Genomic DNA, 12,334 nt, shown 5'->3' on the forward strand with positions numbered 1-12,334 from the left:
AGTGAAAAGAATGAGAATAGGTTATTTATCTCTTAAAGAAAGACAAGAAGGTGAATACGTTCAGCATATGGCGAAAGAAGCAAGTAAACTTGGTTACGAATTCGTTCAATTTACCCCTTTCAATATTCAACCAGCTACTGAAGAAATTATGGGCTGGAAGTATATAGCAGAAACAGAACAATGGGAGAAAACAACATTTGAAATACCGAATTATATTTATGATCGTTGTTTCTATTCCCCAAGTATTAAAAGTAAGCAGGCAAAGCCTATTGTTGACTGGCTAAAAAAGCGTAAAGACATCACTTTTTTAGGATATGGACTGCCAGGTAAATGGGAAACTTACCAGGCTCTAGCAACTGATGAAAGCTTAAATCCATATATCCCTAAAACAAAGAAACTATTACATTTAGCTGTATTTTTTGAAGAACTTAGAAAAACGCGCAAGCTCGTCATTAAACCGATTCATGGTTCAAGAGGAATTAATATTTATTTTATTACGTTAAGTGCCTACTCAATTAGTGTTTCAACACAAAAACAAAAGGAAGTAATTGAAACTGTTTACGAAACACGAGATGAATTTTTTGAGTGGCTTCAACCAATTGTTGAATCAAAAGGATATGTTTATCAAAATTATCTAGACCTCCAAACAAAATCACGCGAAGCATTTGATTTAAGGATCCTTTTACAAAAAAATGAAAAAGGCGAGTGGCAAGCTGTTGGAAAAGGCATTCGCATTGGTCAGCCTAATTCAATTGTTGCAAATTTAAGTGCGGGAAGTAATGCAGTTCCATTTGAAGAATGGATTACTCAATTTAATCAAAGAACTGCTTTAATATTACAGCAAGATATTGAGACAATTTGTAAACAATTACCTATCACACTTGAAAAGAATTTTCTTCCTTTATTTGAAATAGGTTTAGATTTAGGCATCGATTCAAATCAAGCCATCTGGATTTTAGATGTTAATTCAAAGCCTGGTAGAAAAGTTTTACTTCAAACCGACCCTTCTATCCAACAAAAGCTTTACTCAGCACCTATTCAGTATTGTTTACATTTACAATCGAAATCTAAAAGTGAAAGAAGTGAAATTAAATAATGAATGAAGTTTATAAAATCGTTACTCATCGACAGAGTAAGAATCTAGTATGTATACCTGAAGAGCTTACTACTTCTAGAGATATTGAATATATTGCTTTTGGTCAAAAAAAATATCCTTGTCAACTAGTTACGATGAATACACTTCACAATATTATTTCGATATCAGAGCATTTAGTCGAAATGCTCTGTATACCTTTTGAAGGTTCTATTGAGCCCATTATTATCGGAAATACTTTACAGCTTGGGCCACTTGTCGGAATTTTCACTGCTGGCTTTACTGAGTCATTACTTCGCCCTATCGGAGATCGTAGCTTTATGTTTGCAAACTTAATTGCAGAAAACAATCACAAAAATAGTTTTATATTTGTATTTGGTACTCACGGGATCGATTGGGAATCTGAAACCATTCAAGGTTATTTCTTTACGAATAAGCGATGGACTAAAGAAGTAGTTCCTTTTCCAACGGTTATTTATAATAGATTACCAAATCGAAAAGTTGAGGTTCATAAATCAATTAAACGCGTACGTCAAAAACTTGAAAAAGAATACAAAATTCCATGGTTTAATCCTGGATTCTTCAATAAATGGGACTTATATGTAAAATTAAAAAATGAAAAATCAGTTGCACATTATCTTCCGAAAACAGTAAAGTTCCATAATTTTGACACGATTGAAGAATTATTATCGAAATACCAATTTGTATACGTTAAACCTGAAAATGGTAGCCTCGGTTCAAGAGTCAATTGAATTCGTTACCACCGAGAAGAAGGAATTTATTATTGTAGATATCGTGATTTTGAAACAAATAAACTTCAAAAATTCTCATCACTCCAATCTTTAATTAATCATGTTTTTCGTAGCACCAAGTTACACGACTTCATTGTACAACAAGGTATTTCACTAACACGCTACGAGCATCAGCCTGTCGATTTCCGAGTTCATACAAACAAGGATGCTTTAGGAAAATGGCATGTAACGGTTATTGCTGCAAAAGTAGCAGGAAAAGGTAGCACAACTACTCACTTAAATAACGGTGGTCGAGTGAAAACTCTTGAAGAATTATTTGATCAGGAAAAAGCGAAAAGAATACATGATAAATTATCTACAGCAGCATTAAAAATTAGTGAATCTTTAGATCGTCAAGTAGATGGTCATATCGGAGAAATTGGATTTGATTTAGGGGTTGATAAGGATGAAAAAATTTGGCTGTTCGAAGCGAATTCTAAACCTGGAAGATCAATCTTTTCAAATCCTAGTTTCCAAGAAAATGACAAACAGATTAAAAAACTATTTTTGGAATATGCTACTCATCTTTCCAAGAAGGGTAATGAACTCGAGGTTTCAATGAAATGATCTCTGTTTTTTATCATCTTGATAAAAATACTTGGTCACATGACCATAGTGAATCAAGATATTCCATAGGCCATAATCGGCTTACTATATTACCATCACAAGACGATCGTTTAAATTCCATACAATTTCAGGTAAAAAAAACCGGAACACATTTAGGTCCTATTATCGGTATTTTAACAAACGAAGATCGGCTACCTTTTAGTGGAAACATTAAAACCTTTAAAAGAATTTGTAAGAAGGTATTATCTGATGGCGGTATACCTATCATATTAACCCCTACCGCCCTTTCTGGTCATTCGGTTAAATGTTATACGTTTTGTTTTAAAACAAAAAAATGGCTTACGCTATATTCCCCATTACCAGACGTAATTTATAATCGGATCCCATCTGTACAGTACGAATCTAACGATGATTATAAAAATTTCCGAGATAAAATCTCACAACTAAACATTCCATTTTTTAACGAATCATATCTCTCAAAAATACAAACAGCGTCAATATTATCTTCAAACGACTTTTTAAAAAGTTATATACCAAAATCAATCGATTTATCTAGCGAAAAAGATTTATATTTCTATTTAAAAAAATGGAAATTTCTATATATAAAGAAGCATAATTCTTCAAAGGGATTTGGCGTGTTTAAGCTCTCCTTGAAAAATGATAAAGAAGTCATAATCCGAAATGCATTTCATGTAGAACTGGTGAAATCAATTAGTGATTGTTGGAAATTTCTTTGTTCATTAAGCGAGGATTTTATTTGTCAACAAGGGATACTGAGCGAATTACCAGATGGAAGAAAGTTTGATCTACGAATTCTTGCACATAAAAATGAAAATAATTATATTCTTTCCGGTATCGGTGTAAGAGTAGGAACATTTAATGCTATTACAACTCATGTACCTAGAGGTGGTAGCATTATTACGATTGAAGAACTACCGATCGAATTAAATTTTTCATTATTACAAGAATTAGTCACACAAACAGGAACTGCTTTAAATATGGATGATGCGCATTTTTATGAATTTTCAATGGATATCGGAATTCAAAACAATCATTACTATATTTTTGAAATTAACTCTAAACCAATGGTCTTTGACGAAATTGCGATAAAAGAACAAGGACTCGAAAACTTAATTCGACTATTTTATGAACTTTCGAATTTTAAACAGTAGTTTATAAGGAACTCTATCAATGTACAAAAAACTTAGGTCTCAGACTGATTGCAAGCGTTTGTCTTTCGAGGCGCGAAGGCTGGTGAGGAGCGGAGTTACCCTAGACGGTAATGAGCACCGCTCAACAGGCGAAGCAACGAAGAAAGCGAACGTTTGACGGGCAGTCTGAGCTACTGTTCTTTTTTATTTTTACCAACAATGATAAACTAAAATGAAAAATGCTTCGGAAGGTAATGAATGAAAATGATTGATAAAATTAAGACATTATTTGGGAGTGAGTCTGTTTCAATCACGCCTGATGAAAGTACATATATGGATTATTCTTGGTTTTCTACTGAGAATCAAGAAATTTTCGGGATTAGAAAAAATTCAATATCAGAAGAACAGAATAACCTACTGGAATGTCTTTTTACAAAATTAGAATCAGATACAATTCTGATGCCATCAGCACAAACCGAATGGTTTCAATATTTATTTTTCAGTAAAGGACATAATCCTTTCTCTTTCGAAACCGATATTTTTCTCCCTACTTCAATACGTTTTATTCACTTTTACAGCAATCAGTTATTTTCTAGTAAAACTGAGTTTGAGGAAGCAATTAATGCATTCTTTCATAAAGAAGTAATAGTGGTTTGGAATTCTGCTAAGGAAGGCGTCATTATTGAAAAAATAATCGATCAACCATTTAACAAAGAATTTTTAGAGCATATGCAAGAGATCATTGCAGCTGACTTGTACCATGACGTTACCTTTTTTGTAGGAAAACGCTATTCACCATTAGCGAATCTAAGCCTTTATTTTGATATTGAACATCAATGTTTTAAAAAAGCATTATCCGTAAAAAAGCAAAAAAATATACTTTGGTTTTCAAAAGAAATGCTTTATTATATCCTTTCCTTTATACCAGATGATTTACAAAAGGAATTACCTAATTTATTTTTGAATGATATGAAAATTGATGACCCAATTCTTTCAACGGTAAAAATCTTTCTTCAACAAAATTTAAATGTTACTGCTACTTCAAAAAAAGCTTTTTTACATCGAAATACTGTTCAATATCGACTTGATAAGTTTTCGGAACAAACTGGTATAGATTTAAAGCATTTTGAGGATGGATTAGTTATATTTTTAGCCATTCATCTACTTGAGAACGTGAATGAAAATTAATTTACGCCTATTTTGTGCACCTTGTACAAAGTAGGCTAATTTTTTTGTGAACCTTTGCCATTGTTTAAAAACGTTTAAATGTTTACAATTTAATCAATGAAACCGATTACAAATAGTTGGAGGTAATACTAATGGCAGAATTAAAATTAGATCACATTTATAAAATTTATGATAATAACGTAACAGCTGTAAAAGATTTTAATCTACACATTGAAGACAAAGAATTTATCGTATTCGTTGGTCCTTCTGGATGCGGTAAATCAACAACACTTCGTATGATCGCTGGTTTAGAAGATATCTCAAAAGGTGACTTCTTTATTGACGGTAAGCGTGTAAATGATGTTCAACCAAAAGATCGTGACATTGCAATGGTATTCCAAAATTACGCATTATATCCACATATGACAGTATATGATAACATGGCTTTCGGATTAAAATTACGTAAGTTTGACAAAGCAGAAATTGATCGCCGTGTAAAAGATGCTGCACGTATTTTAGGTCTTGAGGAATATTTAAATCGTAAACCAAAAGCTTTATCTGGTGGACAACGTCAACGTGTAGCTCTTGGTCGTGCAATTGTACGTGATGCAAAAGTATTCTTAATGGACGAGCCTTTATCAAACTTAGATGCTAAATTACGTGTTGCAATGCGTTCTGAGATTTCAAAATTACATCAACGTCTTCAAACGACAACAATTTATGTAACACACGATCAAACAGAAGCAATGACAATGGCAACACGTTTAGTAGTAATGAAGGATGGTATTATTCAACAAGTAGGTACACCAAAGGAAGTTTATGATCGCCCTGAAAATGTATTCGTTGGTGGATTTATTGGTTCTCCTGCAATGAACTTTGTTTCTGGTAAAGTTGAAGATGGTCACTTTAACTTAGGCAGCAAAAAAGTTGCTATACCTGAAGGAAAAATGAAAACATTACGCGATAATGGATATATTGGAAAAGAAGTTATTTTAGGTGTACGACCTGAAGATTTACATGACGAACCTGTTTTTATCGAAGCATCTCAAGGTACAGTTCTTGATTTAAAAATTGAAGTAGCTGAGCTTTTAGGAGCAGAATCAATGCTTTACACTAATTTTGAAGGAAATACATTAGTAGCAAGATTAGATGCACGTTCAACATTTACACATGGTCAAGTAATTAAATTAGCAGTAGATATGAACAAAGTTCATTTCTTTGATAAAGATACAGAGTCTCGTATCCGATAATTTAAAAATGAATTAAAATAACGCGGTACCATTTTAATTGGTACTGCGTTATTTTATTTTCTCAATAATTTTAAGAAAACCTTCGTTACAATCTGGACAATTAAACATATGAGTACAATACTGATTTGAATTTTGCTCAGTTAATCCATCAGCTTTTGCTGAAATATCATAATCTAAATATGGACTATATTTATCTTCGTAATCAACAGCTCTGCCTTTATCTTCACAATGATTTTCACAAATAGGGCATTTTAGTTTATACTGTTCAATTCCATTGCAAAGTGGACAAATACCATCCATAAAAAGCTCACTCCAATCTCATTTACTTCATTAAGAAAGGATGGAGATTAATCTCCATCCCTTATTAGCCATAGATATTATTTTGAATAACCACCTAAGCTTTGTTCAGCCATTTGAACTAAACGTTTAGTGATCTCACCACCTACAGAACCGTTAGCACGAGCTGTAGTATCAGGACCTAAGTTTACTCCAAACTCAGAAGCGATTTCATACTTCATTGCATCTAATGCTGATTGAGCACCAGGTACTACTAAGTTGTTGCTGTTTCCGCTGTTGTTGTTTGCCATGTTGTCTCACCTCCTTAAGTAGTGTAATGATAGTATGACTCTAATCGATTAACATATGTATGTTTAGCTAATGTAAATTTTGGAAAAAACAATTTAATTTGTTTTTCTACTTTTTTACATAAAAAAAAGCACTAGATCAACATCTAGTACTAGTTTTCTACACTACTTTATAAAATATTTTATCTAAAAATTACTGTATTAATTGTAAAAATTGTTTTGTTCTTGCATGTTTAGGATGCTCTAAAACATCTTTAGGATGACCTTGTTCAACAATATAACCACCGTCCATAAAAATGACTTCATCCGCTACATCTCGAGCAAATTTCATTTCATGTGTAACGACAATCATTGTCATTCCCTCTTCGGCTAACTCCTTCATTACCTTTAGAACTTCTTGTACAAGCTCTGGATCTAATGCTGAAGTTGGTTCATCAAATAAAATGACTGTTGGTTCTAAGGCTAACGCTCTAGCAATCCCTACACGCTGTTGCTGACCACCTGAAAGTTGATGAGGTAATAAATTTATTTTCTCTTCTAATCCAACTTTAGTAAGTATGTCAATTGCTTTCTTTTTTGCAACATCTTTTTTTACTTTTTGTACTGTTACTAAACCTTCCATAACGTTTTCTAACGCTGTTAAGTGAGGAAATAAATGATGTTGTTGAAAAACCATACCTGTTTTACTTCTTAAAGAAATAATTTCTTTTTTTGATACCTTATTTGAAAAATCAATTGTCTGTTCATCAATTGTTATTTTTCCATCTGTCGGTTGCTCTAAAATATTAATACATCTTAAAAATGTAGTTTTCCCAGAACCAGAAGGGCCAATAATAGCTGTAACTGTACCTTTTTCTACATTTAAGCTTACATCTTTTAATACTTCTAATTCACCAAAACTTTTTTTAATGTTTTCTAGTTTTATCATAAGTTCTTCCTCCCTTACTTAGCAACATAGCGTGCAACTCGTGCTTCTAATCGACCTTGAATGATTGAAAGGAAGAAGCAGATTATCCAATAGATGATTCCAGCTTCTGTATAAACAACTAAGAATTTATAGTTAGTTGCAGCTATCTCCTGAGCTGTTCTAAACATCTCAGTTACTAATATTAAGGAAGCCAAAGAAGTATCTTTTACTAAACTTATAAAGGTATTTGATAATGGCGGTAATGAAACTCTCGCCGCTTGAGGAATAATAATTCGTTTTAATGTTTGATTATATGTCATGCCTATTGATGAAGCAGCTTCCCACTGCCCCTTATCAATCGACTGGATTGATCCTCTAATAATTTCAGATGCATATGCACCAACACTTAATGAAAAACCAATAATAGCAGAAATATAAGGTGATATTGTTACATTTATTGAAGGTAATCCATAAAAAATAATAAATAATTGTACTAAAAGAGGTGTTCCTCTAATAATTGAAACATAAAATCTGGCTACACCATTTAAGAATTTATTACCTGATAGACGGAAAAGAGCGGTAATAAATGCTAAAACTATACCAACTATAAAAGTAATAATTGTTAATGGAATAGTACCGATTAAAGCAGTTTTAACCATTGGAAGGAAAGAATCCTTCGCAATGGTTAAATTTTCTTGGCTGAATATACTATTTAAGTCCATCTTTACCGAACCATTTTTGTACTATTTCATCATACTTTCCGTCTTTTTTCATATCTGCAAGTGCTTTGTTCACTGCTTTTACTAATGAATCATCATCTTTACGGAACATAAATCCACTGTTAGAAGCATCATTTTCTAAAGCTGCAATTTTAACTTTATTGTCACCAGTTTCTTTTAAATAGTTTTGAATTGATAATTTATCGTTAATTGTAGCATCAGCACGGCCAGATTCAATTAATTGAATTGCTTGGCTAAATCCTTCTACTCCAACTAATTTAGCTCCATATTTTTTAGCTAAATCGCCATAATTACTTGTTAAAGATTGAGCAGCATTTAAACCTTTAATATCATTAAATGATTTAACTTTTGAATCTGATTTTACAACTAATGCACCTGATGAAGTGATATATGGATCAGAGAAATAATATTTTTTCTCACGATCTGCTCTAATACCAACTTCATTTGCAATGATGTCAAAACGTTTTGCATCTAAACCTGCAAACATTGCATCCCATTGAGTTTCAAAATATTTTGGTTTTACTCCTAGACGTTTTGCAACTTCATTTGCTAAATCAACATCAAAGCCTGTTAATTTACCAGATTTATCATGGAACGTGAAAGGTGCATATGTACCTTCAGTACCAATTTTTAACTCTCCGCTATCCTTCACTTGAGTTAATAAATCTTTTCCTTTTGCAGTTTCTTCTTTTTTATTTGTATTACAGCCTGCCATAACACCTGCTGCTAAAAATAACGAACCTAATGTTAAACCAATTTTCTTAATATTCATTCTTTAATCTCCCTTAACCTTATCGGAATTGTTTGTTTTGAATTGTGTGTCTTAAATATATTGCATGTATTAAAAAATTACAACAAAAAAATCTTATATTTTTATTATTTTTCTTTTTGCCATTTTAATTCTATTTTTATAACTGAAAAGCCCAATTTCTAAAAACTGAGTATTTCACTTTGTTTTTAGTTCGAAAAAATTAATCATATACAAATAAGTATATGTGGTTGATTTCCACTACGGGATGCTCGCTTTCCATGGGGCGAGATTCTTTAGCCTCCTCGGCGAGCCTGCGGGGTCTTAGCCTTTCCGCATATCCCATAGGAGTCGAGCATCCCTTCGTTCCAATCAACTTATTCATCAAAAAAAGTGTAAAATTTAAAACGTTTAAAAATTCCATTAAGAGGAAGTGTATTACACTCTTCAAATAAGTTTTCACGAATCTTGATGGAATAGAGTAAAAGAAAGATAAAAAATTAATATACATTAATCTCTTCAAAATATTAAGGTCAAAGAACGATTCAAACTTTTTACTCATACTTTTAGCGTCACATATATAAAACTCATTTTTATACCAATAAAGTTCAAAACTTGATCCAATTTCACCTATTGTTCTATTTTTCAATAATGACTGTATTTCAACACATAAAAAACTCGGCTCTTAAGACCCGAGTTTACTTTGCAAATTTTGTTGGTTTATTTTTACAATTACACTTTGTATTCTTCTATTTTGAACTTCTTTAATGATGAAGGTTAAATTTTTATATTGAAGTAATTCTCCATTTTTTGGTATATGTTTAAAACTTTCAAATAACCATCCACCTAATGTTAAATATCTACTACTAGGTTTTTTTATGTTAAATCGATTAAAAAAACTCGATAAGTCAATTGAGGCTTGGAATTGGTATTCATTCTCATTTATTTGGAAAAAATCATCCTCTTGCTCGTCAAATTCATCTCTAATTTCGCCAACGAGTTCTTCTATTATGTCTTCAAGCGTGACGATACCAGAAGTTCCTCCAAATTCATCCATAACAATAGCTAGATGTGCATTTTGTTTTTGAAGAATTTTTAACACTGTAGAAATTTTCATTGTTTCCATAACAAAAATCGGCTCTCTAATCAGTTCATGAATATTAACTGTTTGCTTTTGTATTTGTTGAGTTAAAAATTCCTTTTCAGAAATTACACCAATTATATGATCAATATCCTGCTCATAAACCGGGATTCTAGAATACCGTTCTTGTAAAAACAAATTACATATATAGTCTACAGATTCATTTATATCAATCGCTACCACATTTGTTCGGGGTGTCAAAATGTCATTTACTTTTTTTTCTTTAAAAGTGATTGTTCTTAAAAATAATTCATCTTCGTACAAGTTAAATTGTTCCTCTTCAACAACATCAAACAAATAATTATGAGTTAAAAGATGTTTTTCTTTTGAATCTACATTTTTTCGATCCTTTGATTCCTTTAAAAAAAGTCGGTTAATAAAGTTAAAAAAATCTTTTATACTATTTCCCGAGGGAGCATCTGACAAGCACTTCACACCCCTATAACAAATTTTTAAATTATTAACTATCGACAATCCTTTACAAATATTTAATTTATATGTATTCAATAAAGGTAAAATTATGCAAAAAAAAGCCTCTTACTTTAGAAAGTAGAGGGGGGAAATGAGGTTTTGTACGAAACGATTAAAAAATAAGCTGAATGAAATAGTTAATAACATAACTAGTAGAAGAATTTGAACTTCTGCTCAATTCAACCTTACAACCTTATTTTATAATAAAATGAATTGAATTGGAGTTGTAAGTTGTTAACGTTTTGTGAATTATTGTACAAAGTATAACACTCTAGCGGATAACAAAAAAAGAAGGTATAAAGACTTATGCCTTTATCCTTCTTTTTCATCTGATCTTTATGATTTTACTGCTTGAATTAATTCATTTTTTTTTATTTCAACCAATTTAACTTGGTGTGAATCCAATTCAACAACTTTGAATTCAAAGTCCTCAAATATAACAGATTCACCTTGTTGGATGTCGTGATTTTGAGTTAAAATCCACCCACCAATTGTATCAACATCATCTTCCTCAACATATAGACCGAATAAATCATTAATTTCAGTAATTAATACTTTTCCGTCCACAATCTTATGTGATTCTGAAATATGTTGAACAGCTGGTTTTTCATCATCATCATATTCGTCACGTATTTCCCCAACAATCTCTTCAAGAATATCTTCCATTGTTAATAATCCAGCTGTTCCACCATATTCATCATACAGTATTGCAAGTGGAATACGTTTCTTTTGCATTAGCAATAATAAATCATGGATAGCGATTGTTTCAATTACTTGAATAACTGGGCGAGTATAGTTTGCGAAATCGTATGTTTTTTCAACTTTTCCATCAAGATAGCGAATAAAAAAGTCTTTTACATTAACCATACCTAATATATCATCTTTATCTTCACCAAAAACTGGGTAACGTGTATATTTTTCGTTTTTAATTATTTCAATTTGTTCTTCAATTGGGTCTTCTGCATATAAACCGATAATTTCAGTACGAGGGACCATAATTTCTTTTGCAAGACGGTTATCGAATTCAAAAATATTATTTAAATATTTATATTCAGCTTGATTAATTTCTCCGCTTTCAAAGCTTTCTGATAAAATAATTCTCAATTCTTCCTCAGTATGAACTTCTTCTGATTCAGATGCTGGCTTAACTCCAAATAATCCTGTAAAAAATCTTGCAGAACTATTTAATGCCCAAATAAATGGATAAGCTATTTTATAGAAAACAATAAGTGGGGTAGAAAGTATTAGTGTGATCGATTCAGCTTTTTGAATAGCAACCGTTTTAGGTGCTAGCTCACCAATTACAACGTGAATAAATGTCATAAATGAGAAAGCTAAAATAAACGAAATAGTTGTAGCGATTGTTCCGTTTAATCCAAGAAATTCTACGACTGGGTGTATAAGATGCTCAAACGTTGGCTCACCTAAATAACCTAATCCTAAAGCTGTAACCGTAATACCTAATTGACAAGCTGATAAATATTCATCCAAACTCGTCGTAACCTTTTTAGCAGCTACTGCACCTCGCTTTTTTTCGGCTACTAGTTGATCAATTCTACTTGATCTAACTTTCACTATCGCAAATTCTGCTGCTACGAAAAAAGCTGTAAGTGCGATTAAAACTGCAATCATAAACAAGTTAACTATGTCCAATGACGAACTCGAGTATATTACTCGAGTATTCACCTCCTGAGAATTTCAATCTACAAAAATATAAAATTATT

General features: G+C 31.8%; 11 protein-coding genes and 1 pseudogene. 5 read left to right on the forward strand and 7 right to left on the reverse strand.

Annotated features, from left to right (window positions below; genetic code table 11):
* Nucleotides 1-10 precede the first annotated feature (10 nt).
* The 5 genes and pseudogenes from BM319_RS18940 (at nt 11) to BM319_RS18965 (ending at nt 6,019) form a co-directional block, all read left to right on the forward strand.
* Nucleotides 11-1,096 carry a YheC/YheD family endospore coat-associated protein gene (locus BM319_RS18940; RefSeq protein ID WP_069033856.1) on the forward strand — a complete coding sequence of 362 codons (1,086 nt, stop codon included), beginning with the start codon at nt 11-13 and terminating at the stop codon, nt 1,094-1,096.
* Between the two features lie 317 nt (nt 1,097-1,413).
* Nucleotides 1,414-2,451 (forward strand): annotated as a pseudogene (locus BM319_RS25260) (YheC/YheD family endospore coat-associated protein).
* Nucleotides 2,448-3,623, forward strand: coding sequence for a YheC/YheD family protein (locus BM319_RS18955; protein WP_069033857.1), 1,176 nt, complete (start codon nt 2,448-2,450; stop codon nt 3,621-3,623). The pseudogene BM319_RS25260 and the gene BM319_RS18955 overlap by 4 nt, the downstream one beginning before the upstream one ends.
* A gap of 237 nt (nt 3,624-3,860) precedes the next feature.
* Nucleotides 3,861-4,790 carry a PucR family transcriptional regulator gene (locus BM319_RS18960; protein WP_091024176.1) on the forward strand — a complete coding sequence of 310 codons (930 nt, stop codon included), beginning with the start codon at nt 3,861-3,863 and terminating at the stop codon, nt 4,788-4,790.
* Nucleotides 4,791-4,921: 131 nt separating this feature from the next.
* Nucleotides 4,922-6,019 carry an ABC transporter ATP-binding protein gene (locus BM319_RS18965; protein ID WP_025568535.1) on the forward strand — a complete coding sequence of 366 codons (1,098 nt, stop codon included), beginning with the start codon at nt 4,922-4,924 and terminating at the stop codon, nt 6,017-6,019.
* A gap of 48 nt (nt 6,020-6,067) precedes the next feature.
* On the opposite strand, the gene BM319_RS18970 is transcribed toward BM319_RS18965, so the two are convergent.
* The 7 genes from BM319_RS18970 to BM319_RS19000 form a co-directional block, all read right to left on the reverse strand.
* A complete protein-coding gene (locus tag BM319_RS18970) occupies nt 6,068-6,319 on the reverse strand; it encodes a hypothetical protein (RefSeq protein WP_025568534.1) in 252 nt (83 codons plus the stop codon).
* A 77-nt stretch (nt 6,320-6,396) separates the two neighbouring features.
* Nucleotides 6,397-6,606 carry an alpha/beta-type small acid-soluble spore protein gene (locus BM319_RS18975; RefSeq protein ID WP_025568533.1) on the reverse strand — a complete coding sequence of 70 codons (210 nt, stop codon included), beginning with the start codon at nt 6,604-6,606 and terminating at the stop codon, nt 6,397-6,399.
* A gap of 190 nt (nt 6,607-6,796) precedes the next feature.
* Nucleotides 6,797-7,531 carry an amino acid ABC transporter ATP-binding protein gene (locus BM319_RS18980; protein WP_025568532.1) on the reverse strand — a complete coding sequence of 245 codons (735 nt, stop codon included), beginning with the start codon at nt 7,529-7,531 and terminating at the stop codon, nt 6,797-6,799.
* Between the two features lie 14 nt (nt 7,532-7,545).
* Nucleotides 7,546-8,232, reverse strand: a complete 687-nt coding sequence (locus tag BM319_RS18985) for an amino acid ABC transporter permease (protein WP_025568531.1) — start codon at nt 8,230-8,232, stop codon at nt 7,546-7,548.
* Nucleotides 8,219-9,016 (reverse strand): amino acid ABC transporter substrate-binding protein, encoded by a 798-nt coding sequence (locus BM319_RS18990; protein WP_025568530.1) that lies wholly within the window; start codon nt 9,014-9,016, stop codon nt 8,219-8,221. The genes BM319_RS18985 and BM319_RS18990 overlap by 14 nt, the downstream gene beginning before the upstream one ends.
* Nucleotides 9,017-9,683: 667 nt before the next feature.
* Nucleotides 9,684-10,565 carry a hemolysin family protein gene (locus BM319_RS18995; RefSeq protein ID WP_025568529.1) on the reverse strand — a complete coding sequence of 294 codons (882 nt, stop codon included), beginning with the start codon at nt 10,563-10,565 and terminating at the stop codon, nt 9,684-9,686.
* Between the two features lie 381 nt (nt 10,566-10,946).
* The gene (locus BM319_RS19000; RefSeq protein ID WP_025568528.1) at nt 10,947-12,263 is read right to left on the reverse strand and encodes a hemolysin family protein; all 1,317 of its coding nucleotides are present in this window, start codon (nt 12,261-12,263) and stop codon (nt 10,947-10,949) included.
* Nucleotides 12,264-12,334: the final 71 nt, after the last annotated feature.

Origin of the sequence: Bacillus sp. UNCCL81, assembly GCF_900112535.1 — a bacterium.
GTDB classification, from domain to species: Bacteria; Bacillota; Bacilli; order Bacillales; family Bacillaceae_G; genus Gottfriedia; species Gottfriedia luciferensis_B.

Excerpts from the sequence above, each read along its gene's own strand:
- BM319_RS18940 (WP_069033856.1), top strand. The coding sequence starts at position 11 with ATGAGAATAGGTTATTTATCTCTTAAAGAAAGACAAGAAGGTGAATAC.
- BM319_RS18955 (WP_069033857.1), top strand. The coding sequence starts at position 2,448 with ATGATCTCTGTTTTTTATCATCTTGATAAAAATACTTGGTCACATGAC.
- BM319_RS18960 (WP_091024176.1), top strand. The coding sequence starts at position 3,861 with ATGAAAATGATTGATAAAATTAAGACATTATTTGGGAGTGAGTCTGTT.
- BM319_RS18965 (WP_025568535.1), top strand. The coding sequence starts at position 4,922 with ATGGCAGAATTAAAATTAGATCACATTTATAAAATTTATGATAATAAC.
- BM319_RS18970 (WP_025568534.1), bottom strand. The coding sequence starts at position 6,319 with ATGGATGGTATTTGTCCACTTTGCAATGGAATTGAACAGTATAAACTA.
- BM319_RS18975 (WP_025568533.1), bottom strand. The coding sequence starts at position 6,606 with ATGGCAAACAACAACAGCGGAAACAGCAACAACTTAGTAGTACCTGGT.
- BM319_RS18980 (WP_025568532.1), bottom strand. The coding sequence starts at position 7,531 with ATGATAAAACTAGAAAACATTAAAAAAAGTTTTGGTGAATTAGAAGTA.
- BM319_RS18985 (WP_025568531.1), bottom strand. The coding sequence starts at position 8,232 with ATGGACTTAAATAGTATATTCAGCCAAGAAAATTTAACCATTGCGAAG.